The 16,280-nt window shown below is 60.4% G+C and carries 13 protein-coding genes; 8 read left to right on the top strand and 5 right to left on the bottom strand.

Annotated elements, in window-relative coordinates; genetic code table 11:
* Nucleotides 1-37 precede the first annotated feature (37 nt).
* Nucleotides 38-2,227 carry a patatin-like phospholipase family protein gene (locus tag LIY36_RS04930; protein WP_226454980.1) on the top strand — a complete coding sequence of 730 codons (2,190 nt, stop codon included), beginning with the start codon at nt 38-40 and terminating at the stop codon, nt 2,225-2,227.
* Nucleotides 2,228-2,364: 137 nt separating this feature from the next.
* Here the strand turns inward: LIY36_RS04930 and LIY36_RS04925 are convergent, their stop codons facing one another.
* Both LIY36_RS04925 and recQ read right to left on the bottom strand, forming a co-directional pair.
* Complete coding sequence (locus tag LIY36_RS04925) at nt 2,365-2,799, bottom strand: MarR family transcriptional regulator (protein WP_192297038.1); 435 nt, start codon at nt 2,797-2,799, stop codon at nt 2,365-2,367.
* Nucleotides 2,800-2,920: 121 nt separating this feature from the next.
* Nucleotides 2,921-5,047, bottom strand: a complete 2,127-nt coding sequence (gene recQ / locus LIY36_RS04920; protein ID WP_226454979.1) for a DNA helicase RecQ — start codon at nt 5,045-5,047, stop codon at nt 2,921-2,923.
* A gap of 265 nt (nt 5,048-5,312) precedes the next feature.
* Between recQ and LIY36_RS04915 the strand changes: the two genes are divergently transcribed.
* From LIY36_RS04915 to LIY36_RS04905, 3 genes are all read left to right on the top strand, one after another.
* Complete coding sequence (locus LIY36_RS04915) at nt 5,313-5,900, top strand: UPF0149 family protein (RefSeq protein ID WP_192297040.1); 588 nt, start codon at nt 5,313-5,315, stop codon at nt 5,898-5,900.
* A gap of 20 nt (nt 5,901-5,920) precedes the next feature.
* Nucleotides 5,921-6,304 (top strand): YbaN family protein, encoded by a 384-nt coding sequence (locus tag LIY36_RS04910; protein WP_192297041.1) that lies wholly within the window; start codon nt 5,921-5,923, stop codon nt 6,302-6,304.
* 119 nt (nt 6,305-6,423) lie between these two features.
* Complete coding sequence (locus LIY36_RS04905) at nt 6,424-9,894, top strand: hybrid sensor histidine kinase/response regulator (RefSeq protein WP_226454978.1); 3,471 nt, start codon at nt 6,424-6,426, stop codon at nt 9,892-9,894.
* Nucleotides 9,895-10,034: 140 nt separating this feature from the next.
* Here the strand turns inward: LIY36_RS04905 and rmuC are convergent, their stop codons facing one another.
* Together rmuC and LIY36_RS04895 are read right to left on the bottom strand one after the other, a co-directional pair.
* Nucleotides 10,035-11,513 (bottom strand): DNA recombination protein RmuC, encoded by a 1,479-nt coding sequence (rmuC, locus tag LIY36_RS04900; protein ID WP_412547860.1) that lies wholly within the window; start codon nt 11,511-11,513, stop codon nt 10,035-10,037.
* 61 nt (nt 11,514-11,574) lie between these two features.
* On the bottom strand, nt 11,575-11,898 hold the full coding sequence (locus LIY36_RS04895) for a sel1 repeat family protein (protein ID WP_192297043.1): 324 nt from the start codon (nt 11,896-11,898) through the stop codon (nt 11,575-11,577).
* A 457-nt stretch (nt 11,899-12,355) separates the two neighbouring features.
* Here LIY36_RS04895 and LIY36_RS04890 point away from each other — a divergent pair, with 457 nt between their 5' ends.
* The 4 genes from LIY36_RS04890 (at nt 12,356) to LIY36_RS04875 (ending at nt 15,546) form a co-directional block, all read left to right on the top strand.
* Entirely contained in the window at nt 12,356-12,661 is a 306-nt protein-coding gene (locus LIY36_RS04890; protein WP_226454977.1) for a hypothetical protein, read from the top strand.
* A 443-nt stretch (nt 12,662-13,104) separates the two neighbouring features.
* Nucleotides 13,105-13,329, top strand: a complete 225-nt coding sequence (locus tag LIY36_RS04885) for a hypothetical protein (protein ID WP_005790139.1) — start codon at nt 13,105-13,107, stop codon at nt 13,327-13,329.
* Between the two features lie 283 nt (nt 13,330-13,612).
* On the top strand, nt 13,613-14,095 hold the full coding sequence (locus tag LIY36_RS04880) for a hypothetical protein (protein ID WP_192297045.1): 483 nt from the start codon (nt 13,613-13,615) through the stop codon (nt 14,093-14,095).
* 146 nt (nt 14,096-14,241) lie between these two features.
* Entirely contained in the window at nt 14,242-15,546 is a 1,305-nt protein-coding gene (locus tag LIY36_RS04875; RefSeq protein ID WP_226454976.1) for an OmpP1/FadL family transporter, read from the top strand.
* A gap of 64 nt (nt 15,547-15,610) precedes the next feature.
* Here the strand turns inward: LIY36_RS04875 and LIY36_RS04870 are convergent, their stop codons facing one another.
* A complete protein-coding gene (locus LIY36_RS04870; RefSeq protein WP_226454975.1) occupies nt 15,611-16,159 on the bottom strand; it encodes a glutathione peroxidase in 549 nt (182 codons plus the stop codon).
* Nucleotides 16,160-16,280 lie beyond the last annotated feature (121 nt).

Below are 16,280 nucleotides of genomic sequence, written 5' to 3'. Positions count from 1 at the left end.
TAATACCGGCCTTTATCGCCCAGCCCCGAGATTCACGATGCGCCGCCTGTTGTCCTGCCTACTGCTGTGCCTGCTCCCCCTCCTCGCCCAAGCCGTTGAAAGCCCACGCCCGAAAATCGGCCTGGTGCTCTCCGGCGGCGCCGCCCGAGGCCTGTCGCATATCGGCGTGCTCAAGGCCCTGGAAGAACAGGGCATCCAGATCGATGCCATTGCCGGCACCAGCATGGGCGCGGTGATCGGCGGGCTGTACGCCTCCGGCTACAAGATCGACGAACTGGAAAAGCTCGCGCTGAGCATCGACTGGCAACAGGCCCTGTCCGACGCGCCGCCACGGGAAGACGTGCCGTTCCGGCGCAAGCAGGATGACCGCGATTTCCTGATCAAACAGAAACTCAGCTTTCGCGACGACGGCAGCCTGGGCTTGCCACTGGGTGTGATCCAGGGCCAGAACCTGGCGTTGCTGCTGGAAAGCATGTTCGCCCACGCCAGCAACACGCGAAATTTCGACAAGCTGCCGATCCCGTTTCGTGCCGTAGCCACCGACATCACCACCGGGGAAAAGGTGGTATTTCGCAAGGGCCATCTGCCCCAGGTGATCCGCGCCAGCATGTCGATCCCGGCGGTGTTCGCCCCGGTGGAACTGGACGGCCGACTGCTGGTGGACGGCGGCATGACCGACAATATCCCGCTGGATGTGGCGCGGGAGATGGGCGTGGATATCGCCATCGTGGTGGACATCGGCACCCCGCTACGTTCGCGCAAACAACTGGCAACGGTGGTGGACGTACTCAACCAATCCATCACCCTGATGACCCGGCGTAATTCCGAAGAACAGCTCAAGGACCTGCACCCCAAGGACGTGCTGATCCAGCCGCCCCTGGCCGCCTACGGCGTGACCGACTTCGGCCGCGCCAAGGACATGATCGACGCCGGCTACCGCGCCACCCGCGCCCTCGACTTACGCCTGGCGCACCTGCGTCCCGCCGCCCCCATCGACGCGCACTTGATCGCTGCACGCACGCCGGGCGAGCGCACGCCAGTGATTACCGCGATCAACGTGGAAAACGACTCCAAAGTCAGCGACGACGTCATCCGCTACTACATTCGCCAACCCTTGGGCGAACCGCTCAACCTGGGGCGCCTGCAAACCGACATGGGCACCTTGTACGGCCTGGATTACTTCGAGCAAGTGCAATATCGCGTGGTGAAAAAGGGCCAGGACAACACCTTGGTCATCAGCGCACGGGGCAAGCGCGCCGGCACCGACTACCTGCGCCTGGGCCTGAACCTGTCGGACGACATGCGCGGCGACAGCGCCTTCAACCTCGGCGCCAGCTACCGCATGAACGGCATCAACCGCCTCGGCGCCGAATGGCTGACGCGCGTGCAGATCGGTGATCGCCAGGAGCTGTACAGCGAGTTCTATCAGCCGCTGGATACCGGTTCACGCTACTTCGTCGCGCCTTATATCAGCGCCCAGGCGCAGAACGTGGAACTGATCCTCGATAACGACCCTATCTCCGAATACCGCCTGGAACGCTACGGCTTCGGCTTGAACCTGGGGCGCCAGATCGGCAACAGCGGCGAAATCCGCTTTGGCGTCGGCGAAGCCTGGGGCAAGGCGGATGTGCGCATCGGCGACCGCGACCTGCCGAGCGTGAGCTTCAGCGAAGGCTTCTATGAGCTGAAGTACTCCTTCGACTCCCTGGATAACGTGTACTTCCCCCATACCGGCGAAGACATCGGCCTGGCCTACCGGGAATTCGAACCGGGGCTCGGCTCGGACCAGCGCTACCGCCAGTGGGAGTTCAAGCTGGACAAGGCCATGAGCAGCGGCCCGGACACCCTGATCCTGGGCGGGCGCTACGGGCGTACGCTGGATAAATCCGACGTGGTGATTTCCAGCTTCCTGCTGGGTGGCGCGCGACAGTTGTCGGGGTTTCGCGAGGATGCCATCTCGGGACAGAACATCAGCCTGATGCGCGCGGTGTATTACCGCCGGCTGACGCCGCGCTCGTACTTGCCGCTGGATTTCCCACTGTACCTGGGTGCGTCAGTGGAACGCGGGCGGGCGTGGAACAACGACAACGAGTTCGACAGTGGGTATATCAACGCGGCGAGCGTTTTCCTGGGCTTCGATACGCCGTTGGGGCCGCTGAATTTCAGCTATGGGTTCAATGATGACAATCAGAAGGCGGTGTACCTGAACCTGGGCCAAACCTTCTAGAAAGCCGAACACAAAACCAAATGTGGGAGCGGGCTTGCCCGCGAAAGCGGTGGCTCAGCCAATGAACCTGTTGACTGACACACCACATTCGCGAGCAAGCCCGCTCCCACAGTTTGATCAATTAGTCGTATCCGAAATCAGGACTTTTCCAGGTTCGCCAGGATGTGCCCGTGCACCCGCATGCACACGCGCATATCCTCTTCATCCACACCTACAAACAGCTCACGGCGCAATTGCGTGGCAATTGTCTCGATCTGGTCGATCAACGGGCGCGCGGTATCACACAGCAGGATACGCTTGGCACGGCGGTCTTCGACCACTGCCTGGCGTTGCACCAGGCCTTGGCTTTCCAGGCTGTCGAGCAGCCTGGCCAAAGTTGGCCCTTCTACGCCGACACTTTGTGCCAGCTCACGCTGGGTAGGGGCTTCTTCGAACCGGGCCAGGTGCAACAGCACCAGCCAGCGTGCCTGGGACAACCCCAGCCCCGCCAGACGGCGATCCAGTTCGGCGCGCCAACCTCGGGACATTTGCGCCAACTGCATGCCAAAGCGGTGTTGATCGGTTAACGGCATAAAAAACTCATGGTTTAGACTGAAAATAAAGTGTGGCTAATTATTAGTCAGCTAAGCATGAGCCCTGCCAACAGGCAAGAGGTGCTATGTACTGATTCGTTACATTGTCGTAATTGGCACACTAAATTTCGAATTCAGACTGCAAAGCGGCACGTACGCAGTACAAAACCCCTTCAGGCACACGCCCGGTGAACAACGGCGCGATCTCCGCCACAGGTGGCAATTCGCCCTCTCCGTCAAGGAACGCGTCCTGGATTTCGCCGAGCAGATCCTCCGGCAGATCAAGTGCCTGTTCCAGCGACAGCTGCTGGGCGCCAATGGACTCCGCCAAAAGGGTGTAGACGTTCTTCTCCGAACATTGCAACTGGCCGGCGATCTGCATCGGCGTCATGCCGGCGCGCGCCAGGCTGATCAGTTCGTGGCGAATATCCGCGACTTCCTTCGGCGCTTCGGCCTGGCCACCGAGCACTTCGAGGAACGCCTGCCCATAACGCTCCAGCTTGCGCGCACCCACGCCACTGACCCGGGCCATTTGCGCCATCGTTGTCGGCTGCTCGCGCAGCATCTCCAGCAAGGTGGAGTCGGGGAAGATGACGTACGGCGGCACGCTGTGTTCCTGGGCCAATTTGCGCCGCAGGGTGCGCAAGGCTTCCCACTGTTCACGCTCTTCGCCACGCACCAGTTGGCTGGCCTGGCTGGTGCTGGTCTTCGCAGTGGTTTGCGGCTTGAGGTCGCGGCGTAATTCAAGGCTGACTTCGCCCTTGAGCAGCGGCCGGCAACTGTCATTCAAGCGCAGGCCGCCATAGCCCTCGATGTCGATGTCCACCAGGCCACGCGCGACCATCTGCCGGAACAGCGAGCGCCACTCCCCTTCGGCGCGGGCCTTGCCAACGCCATAGACCGAGAGTTTTTCATGACCGAAGCTGCGGACCTTTTCGTTGTCCTTGCCCAGCAGCACATCCACCAAATGGCCAACGCCATAACGCTGGCCGGTGCGATAGATGGCGGACAAGCCCTGGCGTGCCGGCTCGGTGGCATCCCAGGTCTGCACGCCATCGGTGCAGTTGTCACAATGGCCACAGGGCTCGGGCATGTCTTCGTCGAAATAGGCGAGCAACGTCTGGCGGCGGCAGCGGGTTTCTTCACACAGCGAGAGCATGGCGTCGAGCTTGTGCTGTTCCAGGCGCTTGTGACGCTCGTCGCCTTCGGAGTTTTGCAGCATCTGCTTGAGCATCACCACGTCTTGCAGGCCGTAGACCATCCACGCATCCGCCGGCAGGCCGTCACGGCCCGCACGGCCGGTTTCCTGGTAGTACGCCTCAAGGGACTTGGGCAGGTCCATGTGCGCCACAAAGCGCACGTTGGATTTGTCGATCCCCATGCCAAACGCAATGGTGGCGACCATGATCAGGCCTTCCTCGTTGAGGAAGCGCTTCTGGTGCGCCGAACGCGTTTCGTTGGGCAAGCCTGCGTGGTACGGCAACGCCGGGTAGCCCTGCTCGCAGAGGAACGCCGCGACTTCATCGACCTTCTTGCGCGACAGGCAATAGACGATGCCCGCATCGCTGCGCCGCTCGGAGAGGAACGCGAGCAGCTGCTTGCGCGGCTGCTCCTTGGGCACGATGCGGTAGAAAATATTCGGGCGGTCGAAGCTCGACAGGAAACGCTCGGCGTTCTGCAAATGCAGGCGCTCGACGATTTCTTCGCGGGTCCGTTTGTCGGCAGTGGCGGTCAGGGCGATACGCGGCACATCGGGAAACAGCTCGGCCAACTGGCCCAGTTGCAGGTATTCGCGCCGGAAATCGTGGCCCCATTGCGATACGCAGTGGGCTTCATCGATGGCGAACAGGGCGATTTCCAGGCTCTGCAGGAACGCCAGCATGCGCGGCTGTACCAGGCGCTCGGGCGCCAGATAGAGCATCTTCACCTCACCGCGCTTGATCCGCGCGGCCAGGTCGCGCTGCTGTTCGGCGCTGAGGGTGGAGTTCAAGGACGCTGCGGCGACGCCCAGTTCTTCCAGGGTCGCAACCTGGTCGTCCATCAACGCGATCAGCGGCGACACCACCACCGCCAGCCCGTTGCGCAACAGCGCCGGCACCTGGAAGCACAACGACTTGCCGCCGCCGGTAGGCATCAGTACCAGGGCATCACCGCCACTGGCCACGCGCTCAATGATCGCACCCTGGCGGCCACGAAAACTGTCGTAGCCGAAGATGTCCTTGAGGACGCGTTGAGCCTGCTCGAGCATGTAAAACTCCAAAATATCGCCGAAATCCCTCTGTACAGGCTGGCCGAAAAAATCCGTCCTCACGGGAAATAATCCGGAAGCGAAGTTTTCGCGGGTTGGCGCTTGGCCTGCAGGGGCATCACAAAACGCGGCAGTATACCCGAGCGACACCCGGCAAAGGGCGCGGCTGACGAATAGCGGCGGCGATCTAATCTGCCATGCGGCTGGCCTGGGCGCTCAAGAAAGCCTAGAATTCAGCATCGTTTATTCCCAAGGTAGTCCTTCAATGTCCTTCGCTGAGCAACTAACCCGCCTGCAAGCCTTCCTCGACGCCGATGAGCTGCATGACGAGGCGCTGGACTACGTGGCCGCCCACGGCTACCTGACCGCCCTGTCCATCTGTGCCGAGCCTGTTCCTGATCGTGAATGGATCGACGCCCTGTTCGCCGAAGAGCCGCACTACGCCGACGCCGCCCAGCGCGAAGAAATCGAATCGACCCTGATCGCCCTCAAAGCCCACATCGGTCGCCAACTGGCCTCCGACGAGGAGTTCGAGCTGCCGTGCGACCTGGACCTGGGCGAAGAGCCGGACGACTCCGACTTGCGCGGCTGGTGCATCGGCTTCATGGAAGGCGTGTTCCTGCGCGAAGCCGCCTGGTTCGAAACCGCCGAGGAAGAAGTCAGCGAGATGCTGCTGCCGATCATGGTCGGTTCGGGCCTGTTCGACGACCAGCCAGAGTTCGCCGACATCGCCTCCGACGCCAACCTGATGGACGACATGATCGTACAGATCCCGGAAGCCCTGACCGCCCTGTACCTGCTGTGCAACGCACCTGACGAAAAACCGGCGATCCTCAAGCCACGTCACCACTGAGTCGTTTGCCCGTGACACCCATGGGCAATCGCTCGCCTCTCCTGCGTTACGTGCTGCTGGCCATCGGCTGGCTGAGCGTAGCGCTGGGGGTGATTGGCATTTTCCTGCCGGTGTTGCCGACCACGCCCTTCCTGCTCCTCGCCGCCGCCTGCTTCGCCCGCAGCTCTCCGCGCTTCTACCACTGGCTGGTGGAACACCCGCGCCTGGGCCCGTGGATTCGCGATTACCTGGACGGCAACGGCATCCCCCTCAAGGGCAAGGTCTACGCCATCGGTTTGATGTGGCTGAGTATCGGCCTGTCCTGCTATCTGGTACCTCTACCGTGGGCACGCGGCTTCATGCTGACCAGTGCCGTGCTGGTGTCGATCTACATCCTGCGCCAGAAAACCCTGCCGCCGCGCTAGACACGCCCTGCGACATTCTCCCTCACACGACCTTGGTCGACACTGACTAACCCCATGCATCATGCGAGACTGTCCAACCGGGCCTGAAATGCCCGGGCGTTCTTATGCTCGGAGTTACCATGACGCTGTCCAGCGGGCTGATCGCCGCCGTTGCCCTGGCCTATATGGCCATTATGTTCGCCATCGCCTTTTATGGTGACCGCCGCCGTGCGCCGCTGCCGCCCCGCATGCGTGCCTGGGTGTACAGCCTGTCGCTGGCAGTCTACTGCACCAGTTGGACCTTCTTTGGCTCTGTAGGGCAAGCTGCCGAACAGTTGTGGGCGTTTTTACCGATCTACCTGGGACCGGTGCTGCTACTGGTGCTGGCACCTTGGGTGCTGCAAAAGATGATCCTGATCAGCAAGCAGGAAAACATCACCTCCATCGCCGACTTTATCGCCGCACGCTACGGCAAATCCCAATCCCTGGCCGTGGTGGTGGCGCTGATCTGCCTGGTCGGCGTACTGCCCTATATCGCCCTGCAACTCAAAGGCATCGTGCTGGGGGTGAACCTGCTGATCGGCGCAGGTGCCGACACCACGGGCACCCGCGCCCAGGACACGGCGCTGATCGTGTCACTGGTTCTGGCCCTGTTCACCATCGTCTTCGGCACCCGCAACCTCGACGCCACCGAGCACCACCGTGGCATGGTGCTGGCGATTGCGTTTGAGTCGCTGGTCAAGCTGTTCGCCTTTCTCGCGGTCGGCGCGTTTGTGACCTACGGCCTGTATGACGGTTTCGGCGACCTGTTCAGCCAGGCGATGCTTGCACCGCGCCTCGACGAATATTGGAAAGAGACAGTCAACTGGCCGTCGATGGTGGTGCAGACCGGCGTGGCCATGATGGCGATCATCTGCCTGCCCCGGCAGTTCCATGTGACGGTGGTGGAGAACATCGACCCGCAGGACCTGCGCCTGGCCAAATGGGTATTCCCCGCCTACCTGATCCTCGCCGCACTGTTCGTCGTCCCTATCGCCCTCGGCGGCAAGATGCTGTTGCCCGGTTCGGTATTGCCGGACTCCTACGTAATCAGCCTGCCCATGGCCGAAGCGCATCCGGCCCTCGCCGTACTGGCGTTTATCGGCGGCGCCTCGGCAGCCACCGGCATGGTGATCGTGGCGAGCATCGCCCTGTCGACCATGGTCTCCAACGACATGTTGCTACCCTGGCTGTTGCGCCGTTCCAGCGCAGAGCGGCCGTTCGAAGTGTTCCGGCACTGGATGCTCTCGGTACGCCGGGTCAGCATCGTGATCATCCTTCTGCTGGCCTACGTGAGCTATCGCTTGCTGGGCTCCACCGCGAGCCTGGCGACCATCGGCCAGATCGCCTTTGCCGCCGTGACCCAGCTGGCACCGGCGATGCTGGGTGCGTTGTATTGGAAGCAGGCCAACCGGCGCGGCGTGTTTGCCGGCTTGGCGGCGGGGACTTTCCTGTGGTTCTACACCCTGGTCCTACCTGTGACGGCGAAAAGTCTCGGCTGGTCGCTAAGTCTTTTCCCTGGCCTGACGTGGATGCACTCCCATCCGTTTGGCTTGTCCGTGACCTCATTGACCCTGGGCACCGTGTTCTCCCTGGCAGGCAACTTCACGCTGTTCGTGTGGGTGTCGATGCTGTCGCGCACACGGGTGTCCGAGCACTGGCAGGCTGGGCGTTTTATCGGCCAGGAAATCAGCCAGCGCGCCAACGCACGCTCGATGCTGTCGGTACAGATCAGCGACCTGCTCAGCCTGGCCGCACGTTTTGTCGGCGAAGAACGCGCCCAGCAGAGTTTTATCCGCTTCGCCTATCGCCAGGGCAAAGGTTTCAACCCCAACCAGAACGCCGACAACGATTGGATCGCCCACACCGAACGCCTGCTGGCCGGTGTGCTCGGCGCTTCGTCGACACGCGCTGTAGTAAAAGCCGCAATTGAAGGTCGGGAAATGCAACTGGAGGACGTCGTACGTATCGCCGACGAAGCCTCCGAGGTGCTGCAATTCAACCGGGCCCTGCTGCAAGGTGCGATTGAAAACATTACCCAGGGCATCAGCGTGGTGGACCAGTCTCTCAAGTTGGTGGCGTGGAACCGGCGCTACCTGGAGCTGTTCAACTACCCGGAAGGCCTGATCAGCGTCGGCCGGCCGATTGCCGACATCATCCGTTACAACGCCGAGCGCGGCCTGTGCGGGCCGGGTGAGGCCGAAGTCCATGTGGCGCGTCGCCTGCACTGGATGCGCCAGGGCCGCGCGCACACCTCAGAGCGCTTGTTCCCCAACGGGCGGGTGATCGAGCTGATCGGCAACCCGATGCCTGGCGGTGGTTTCGTCATGAGCTTCACCGACATCACCGCGTTCCGCGAAGCCGAGCAAGCGCTCACTGAGGCCAACGAGGGCCTTGAGCAGCGGGTGACCGAGCGCACCCATGAACTGTCGCAGCTCAACGTGGCACTCACTGACGCCAAGGGCGTGGCCGAATCCGCCAGCCAGTCGAAGACCCGTTTCCTCGCGGCGGTCAGCCATGACCTGATGCAACCACTCAACGCCGCCCGGCTGTTTTCCGCCGCGCTGTCACACCAGAACGACGGCATGTCCAGTGAAGCCCGGCAATTAGTGCAGCATCTGGACAGCTCGCTGCGTTCCGCCGAGGACCTGATCAGCGACCTGCTGGACATCTCGCGCCTGGAAAACGGCAAGATCAACCCGCAGCGCCAACCCTTTGCACTCAATGAGCTGTTCGACACCCTCGGCGCCGAGTTCAAGGCCCTGGCCCAGGAACAAGGCTTGCGCTTTCGCGTGCGCGGCAGCCGTTTGCGGGTGGACAGCGACATCAAGCTGCTGCGGCGAATCTTGCAGAATTTTCTCACCAACGCCTTCCGCTATGCCGACGGCCCGGTGCTGCTTGGCGTACGTCGCCGCGAGGGCGAGCTATGCCTGGAAGTCTGGGACCGTGGCCCCGGCATTCCACTGGATAAACAGAAGGTGATCTTCGAAGAGTTCAAGCGTCTCGACAGCCACCAGACCCGCGCGGAAAAGGGCCTGGGCCTGGGCCTGGCAATTGCCGATGGCTTGTGTCGCGTACTGGGCCACCCTTTGCGCGTGCGTTCCTGGCCGGGCAAGGGCAGTGTGTTCAGCGTCAGTGTGCCGTTGGCGCGCAACCAGGCCAGCCCACGGGTGTTGGCGACACCGGAGAACGGCCAGCCGCTGAGTGGCGCGCAAGTGCTGTGCGTGGACAACGAAGAGAGCATCCTGATCGGCATGCGCAGCCTGCTGAGTCGTTGGGGCTGCCAGGTGTGGACGGCTACCGACCAGGCGCAATGCGCGGCACTGCTGGCAGACGGCGTGCGTCCGCAACTGGCCTTGGTGGATTACCACCTGGACCATGGCGAAACCGGCACCGAGTTGATGGGTTGGTTGCGCGCGCAATTGGCCGAGCCGATTCCCGGCGTGGTGATCAGCGCCGATGGCCGTCCGGAGATGGTGGCCGAGGTGCACGCGGCCGGGCTGGATTATCTGGCCAAGCCGGTGAAGCCGGCAGCGTTGCGCGCGTTGCTGAGTAGGCATTTGCCACTGTAGCCAGGCCGTGCTCGATCTGAATTGTGGGCGGGGTTTATGTGGGAGCGGGCTTGCTCGCGAAGGCGGTGGCTCAGTCAATTATTCGGTGACTGACACTCCGCCTTCGCGAGCAAGCCCGCTCCCACAGATGCGTCCTGTGTCTATTCAGGCAGATGGGCAACGCCATCGGAATCGGTCATTGCCCGTTCCAGCAGGTCGGCAGGGAGACTTTTGCTGGCACGCGCACCAAGCAACTTTAACTGCTCGGTACGGCTGACCAGATTTCCGCGGCCATCTGTAAGCTTGTTCCGCGCCGAGCTGTAAGCCTTATCCAACTGCTGCAGACGATTGCCTACTTCATCCAGGTCCTGGATAAACAACACGAACTTGTCGTACAGCCAACCGGCACGCTCGGCGATTTCACGGGCGTTCTGGCTCTGACGCTCCTGCTTCCACAGGCTGTCGATCACCCGCAAGGTGGCGAGCAAAGTGGTCGGGCTGACGATCACGATATGGCGGTCGAACGCTTCCTGGAACAGGTTCGGTTCAGCCTGCAGCGCGGCGGAAAACGCCGCCTCGATCGGCACGAACAACAACACGAAATCCAGGCTATGCAAGCCTTCGAGGCGCTTGTAATCCTTGCCGGCCAAGCCTTTGACGTGATTGCGCAGGGACAATACGTGTTGCTTGAGCGCCGCTTGGCCGATCACTTCGTCGTCCGCGCCGACATACTGTTGATAGGCGGTCAGGCTGACCTTCGAGTCGACCACCACCTGCTTGTCGCCGGGCAACATGATCAGCACGTCGGGCTGGAAGCGCTCACCGTCCGGGCCCTTGAGGCTGACCTGAGTCTGGTATTCACGGCCCTTCTCCAGGCCAGCGTGCTCCAGCACCCGCTCAAGGATCAGTTCGCCCCAGTTGCCCTGGGTTTTCTGGCCCTTGAGGGCGCGGGTCAGGTTGGTGGCCTCGTCCGACAGACGCAGGTTCAATTGCTGTAGGCGCTCCAGTTCCTTGGCCAGGGAAAAGCGCTCGCGGGCTTCATTCTGATAGCTTTCTTCCACACGTTTTTCGAAGGATTGAATGCGTTCCTTCAACGGGTCGAGCAACTGGCCGAGGCGTTCCTGGCTGGTCTCGGCAAAGCGCTGTTCGCGCTCATCGAAGATCTTGCCGGCCAGTTCGGCGAACTGCGCACGCAGCTCGTCACGCGAACCTTGCAGGTCGGTGAGGCGTTGCTGGTGGCTGTCCTGTTGCTCGCGCAACTCGGCGCGCAAGGCCGCCGACAGTGCATCGAGGCGGCGTAGCTCGGTGTCCTTGGCGTTGCGGTCGAGGTTCCAGGCGTGGGCGGCGTCGCGGGCATTGTCGCGGTCGATCTGCAACAGTTCGACTTCACGGCGCAAGGCGGCCAAGTCAGCTTGCTTGGCGGCGTTGGCGTGGCTCAGGTCGCTGATTTCGTCGCGACTGGCGTCCAGTTGAGCCGCCAGGCCTTCCTGGGCCAGTTGCGCAGTCGCCAGGCGCTCTTCGAGCAGCTCCCAGCCGGTGGTGCGGGCGGTCAGCCGCCGTTGAAGCTGCCAGCACACGGCCAACAGAGGCAACGCGGCGCCAGCAAGGCCCAGGGCAACACTGGTCCAGTCAAAAACCATAGCCATTTCTGCCATTACCGAAAAAGAGCAAGGTTAACGGAGCACAGGGTCTGACGACAGCTCAGTCTTCGACCTGGCCCAGTTCGCGTTGGGCGCGACGATCACCGGCGCGGGCAGCCTGGCGCAATAGGTCATGGCCGATGCGGCGGTCGCGGGCGTTACCGCATTCACGGCACATCAGCTGGCCCAAGCGGCTCTGGGCGGCCACCACGCCATCACGGGCAGGCTGCTTGAGCAAACGCCCGGCGAAGTGTTTGACGTTGGTGCTGTGCCCCAGGCGCGGGCTGTCGAGCAGCCACAAGGCAACCTTCAAGGAGAAACGCTTGGGTGCGGTAACAGTCTGGGGGGTGTCGGTAACAGAAGGTGATACTGAGCGAAACTTCATAAAGCACTGTGGGGCAGATCGGAAGGCGCGCCACTCTACTCTTTTTTTCGTACAGGTAAAGCTGAAAAATCTCAGCACGCCCGTTCTAGAGCAAGCGCTAGGGACAATCCACAGAAGCTGTGGATAACTCAGTGGACAACCCCCCTTTAACCCGCGCAAAGGCCCGTGGAACGGGGGCCGCAGTCAAACTGACGATTTTTTCACCAATTAAAAAAAGCGAGATTTTTCATTGACTTAAATTTCCATTGCAGGCTAAAGGCGGCCCTGCGAAGGAGTTGACAGGTTGGTTACACACTCCGCAACTAATGTGCACAAGTCCCGATCAGACGGTTATATCGGTGGCTTTTTTTGCTGCGACTTCTACGAAAAACGTTACCGGCGAGTCGCGTGGGAGGACTTTCCAAATCGATACGGGCTGGCCACACTGCTCTACCCATAACGCGAGCGTGCACCGCCCATGAAAGGAATTCTGTTATTCGCACTCCTGCTGCTCGCAATCTGCGCAACCGCCCTGGGCATCAACGCGGCCCTGCCCGCGCCTGACGGCGCGTTGTTTGCCATCGCCATCCTGCTGTCGGCCGCCTTTACTGCCATAAGCCTGTGCATCGAGTTGGGTGACGGCAGGATCAACGACATGCGCGACGTGATGCAGGTGATTGAAGCCGGCCAGTCCTGGCGCCTGACCCTGGCGGCGTACGCCTTGGGTTGCTCCCTGGCCGCAGCCGCTACGGTGCTGATCTATCGCAGCCTGATAGGGGGTTGATTGAAGTTTTTTGGCTAGCACACTTTCTTTCCTTGTTTCAATCCGTTACTATCCGCGGCGTTAGTACCAAGCTGAAAGTCAATTCTGGTCGAACAACTCCCCCGAACAACGCGGGACCGACCACCTCGATGGTTTCCAGGTATCACTTGCGACGACACTGCCTTTGAACAAGCAAAGGGTGCCGCGAAGTTTCAATACTCTGACCGAACCAACCTGCAAATTGATCAGGATCTTCACCCTGGGCCCAGAACCTTTGCCCCTGTTGTGTTGCCTGCCCTCCTAAGTACCTACCTGCCAGCCCAAGCGCGCCTAACTTATTAGCGCTTCAAACTGGCTGCTTTGTTCCAGTCGGGTTCTTCGTTTGATCAATGGTGATCAACGTTACTGGAACGTTTTAACGTTGCACGGTTCTTATCCGTGTCATTTGTAGGAACACCAATAATATGAACGCTCAAATCCATACTCAGGATGCCATTCGCACCCTCACCAACGCTTTTGCACCAATGAATTGCCTGATCATGGCTGCTCGCAAAGGCTGCTTCAGCTTCACCCTGGTCAACGAACACGGCATCGCTCGTCACAGCGAACGCCTGTACCCCGATCAATACTCCAGCGCCGAGCCGCTGCAGGCCGTGATCGAGCGTACCCGTCAGGCACTGACTGCCTGATCGACCCGAGTCGCTGAAACACAAAAAACCCTGTTTAAAACACAGGGTTTTTTATTGCCTTGAATGTGTAGATTCGGCTTTTTTACTAAGTTCAAACAGATATAAACGATATAACTAAATGAATAAGATGTTTTAAAAACAGTCCTTTACATCATGAATATGACACTACACTTCAACTCAAGCGGCATGATCCGCTTCCGGCGAGCCTGAGATCCGATCCACCGCTGCCAAGCCCCCACCTCTCAGGCCTCGTCGACCACTTCCGTCACGGATTGAGGCTTGTATGGGTATCGCTGCCAGCGAATTGTGTCGTTATGTGATCCGGCCAACGTTGATGTACCTGGGCCGCCACAACCAGACGGCTGAAGCCCTGCTACTGGGCATCGCGGCCAGCCAGTCGGAACTCGGCTCCGCCTTGCACGACCGGCGCGGCCATGGCCTGTACAGCATCACCGAACCTCGCCATCGCGCCCTGTGGGACAACTACCTGGCGCTGGACCCCGAACGCGCCAGCCTGGTACGCGGCCTGGCCAGCCAACATGCCTTTCTCAGTGCTCCCCAACTGGAACTCACCGTAAACCTGCGTTACGCCACCGCCATTGCCTGGCTATTGGTGGAACAACATCACCCCGCCCTGCCCCCTCCCGGCGATGTTTTAGCCATGGCACGTATCTGGAAAGAAATATTTCATCCCCAAGGAAGGCTGCGCGATTTCACGCAAACCTGGCAAACCTGTGTTTCACCCATGAATCACGCGGTTTGCTGACCGGGCAATTTGCAAGATTCGCCAAAAAACCCGAATTTTGGTCGGATTGTCCTACAAAACCGCTCTATCTCCTGCATTACAGCCTATAGCGCGATGTGAGATTTATTGATACTTTCCGCAGCGGTGATCACCACGGAGTTCTAATAATGAAAAAAGTAATGCTCAAGACCACACTTAGCCTCGCCGTTGCCATGGCCTCTTCCCACGTCTTTGCAAGTGGCTTTGCCCTTAACGAACAAGACGTCGCAGGAATGGGGACAGGTTTCGCAGGTCGCTCTTCCTCTGCCGAAAACGCCAGCACTGTTTATGGTAACCCCGCCGGTATGGCTCGCCTTGAAGGGCAGCAGATTACGGGTGGCGTTGCCGCTATCGACGCAACAACAGACATCAAAGACGCCAGCGGTCGCTCCAGCGGCAGTAACAAAGGCGACATGGTGCCGTTCACTGCCGTTCCTTTTGGTTTCTACACCAACAAGCTTAACGACCAGTGGGCTATCGGCTTCGGCGTTTACGCACCCTTCGGCCTCAAGACCGACTACGAGCGCGGCTTCCAAGGCCGTGCGTTTGGCAGCAAAAGTGAAGTGTCGGTTATCACCTTCCAACCGACCGTCAGCTACGCCTTCAATGACAGGGTATCGATCGGCTTCGGTCCGACCATCAACCGCATTGACGGCACACTGGAGTCGCAACCAAACCTGAGCCTGGTACCACGCCCAGGCCTTGCGAACACCGGTGATAACAAGATCAAGGTCAAAGGCGACGATACCGCTATTGGTTTCAACGCCGGCATCCTGGTGCAGGCTACCGACACGACCCGTGTGGGCCTGACCTATCACTCCAAAGTGAAATACAAACTCGAAGGTCACACAGAAGTCACACCTGGCGCTCGCGTACCTGCCCCCTACCTGATAGGTTCCCGTTACGACGCTTCGCTGAAAGTCGACACCCCAGAGTCCTGGGATGCCTCGGTCACCCAAGACTTGAGCGACGCGTGGAAATTGTACGGCGGTGCAACCTGGACTCGCTGGAGCCGCCTGAAAGACATTACCGTCAACAACAAAGGCGTCACGGCAGCCAATGGCGGTGGGCTCGCACCTCAGATCGTCGGGCAGATTACCGAACCGCAGAACTGGCACGACACCTGGGCTTACGCCGTGGGTACTTCGTACCAGGTCACCAAGCAAGTGGTACTGCGTACCGGTCTGACTTTCGACCAGTCGCCAACCAACAACACTGATCGTTCGCCGCGCATTCCTACCGGCGACCGGACCATCTTCAGTGTTGGCTTGGGCTACGCAGTGATGCCTAACATGACCGTCGACCTCGCCTATTCCTACCTCAAGGAAGAGCCTGTCAAGGTCAACAAACAGAACGCGCTGGGCCAGACCTACGCGGCCAAATACGAAAACAGCGCCAACGGCTTCGGCCTGGGCGTGACGTACAAGTTCTAATCCAACGCTGCACAAAAAAGCCCCGCTTCCTTTGCAGGAACGCGGGGCTTTTAATGGCTGACGATCAGGGCTTCGAAGCCAACGCCTTCTCCACCGCTTCGATCAAATCCGGGCTGTCCGGCTTGGTCAGGCTGGAAAAATCAGCAATCACCTTGCCCTGGCGGTCGACCACATACTTGTAGAAATTCCACTTCGGCGCATTACTCTGCTGCGCCAATACCTTGAACAAATGCACCGCATCCGGCCCCTTGACCTTCTGCGGTTCGGTCATGGTGAAGGTCACGCCGTAATTCACGTAGCAGACCTTGGCAGTCTCCTCGCCGGTCTTGGCCTCTTGCTTGAAGTCATCTGAAGGCACACCGATCACTTCCAGCCCTTGATCCTTGTAACGTTGATACAAGGCTTCGAGGCCTTTGAACTGCGGGGCGAACCCACAGAAGCTCGCGGTATTGACGATCACCAGGGGCTTTCCAGCAAAACGCTGGCACAAGTCGATGGATTCCTTGGCCCGCAGCTTGGGCAATTGGCCCTCCAGCAACGGCGGGCAATCGGCAGCCATTGCGGCACTGCCAATCGCCATCAGCACGGGTACAGCGAGCCAGCGCATCTGCATGTCGTGTGTCCTTGAAAAAGTCAGAGTCCGAACTTAACAGATCGACATACCCAGTTGCATCAACGCCAGGCCACCGTGCTGCCAACCCCACCAGGCGAGCAGCGTCAGGACCAACCCCGCC

The sequence above is a fragment of the Pseudomonas sp. AF03-9 genome, from assembly GCF_020515815.1.
Classification (GTDB): domain Bacteria; phylum Pseudomonadota; class Gammaproteobacteria; order Pseudomonadales; family Pseudomonadaceae; genus Aquipseudomonas.
This window is presented reverse-complemented; position numbering and strand designations above follow the sequence as displayed.

What these genes read in the sequence shown, in the direction of transcription:
- LIY36_RS04915 (WP_192297040.1), top strand. Translation starts at nt 5,313, where the DNA reads ATGTCCTTCGCTGAGCAACTAACCCGCCTGCAAGCCTTCCTCGACGCC.
- LIY36_RS04930 (WP_226454980.1), top strand. Translation starts at nt 38, where the DNA reads ATGCGCCGCCTGTTGTCCTGCCTACTGCTGTGCCTGCTCCCCCTCCTC.
- LIY36_RS04870 (WP_226454975.1), bottom strand. Translation starts at nt 16,159, where the DNA reads ATGCAGATGCGCTGGCTCGCTGTACCCGTGCTGATGGCGATTGGCAGT.
- LIY36_RS04895 (WP_192297043.1), bottom strand. Translation starts at nt 11,898, where the DNA reads ATGAAGTTTCGCTCAGTATCACCTTCTGTTACCGACACCCCCCAGACT.
- recQ (WP_226454979.1), bottom strand. Translation starts at nt 5,047, where the DNA reads ATGCTCGAGCAGGCTCAACGCGTCCTCAAGGACATCTTCGGCTACGAC.
- rmuC (WP_412547860.1), bottom strand. Translation starts at nt 11,513, where the DNA reads ATGGTTTTTGACTGGACCAGTGTTGCCCTGGGCCTTGCTGGCGCCGCG.
- LIY36_RS04880 (WP_192297045.1), top strand. Translation starts at nt 13,613, where the DNA reads ATGGGTATCGCTGCCAGCGAATTGTGTCGTTATGTGATCCGGCCAACG.
- LIY36_RS04885 (WP_005790139.1), top strand. Translation starts at nt 13,105, where the DNA reads ATGAACGCTCAAATCCATACTCAGGATGCCATTCGCACCCTCACCAAC.
- LIY36_RS04905 (WP_226454978.1), top strand. Translation starts at nt 6,424, where the DNA reads ATGACGCTGTCCAGCGGGCTGATCGCCGCCGTTGCCCTGGCCTATATG.
- LIY36_RS04875 (WP_226454976.1), top strand. Translation starts at nt 14,242, where the DNA reads ATGAAAAAAGTAATGCTCAAGACCACACTTAGCCTCGCCGTTGCCATG.
- LIY36_RS04925 (WP_192297038.1), bottom strand. Translation starts at nt 2,799, where the DNA reads ATGCCGTTAACCGATCAACACCGCTTTGGCATGCAGTTGGCGCAAATG.
- LIY36_RS04890 (WP_226454977.1), top strand. Translation starts at nt 12,356, where the DNA reads ATGAAAGGAATTCTGTTATTCGCACTCCTGCTGCTCGCAATCTGCGCA.
- LIY36_RS04910 (WP_192297041.1), top strand. Translation starts at nt 5,921, where the DNA reads ATGGGCAATCGCTCGCCTCTCCTGCGTTACGTGCTGCTGGCCATCGGC.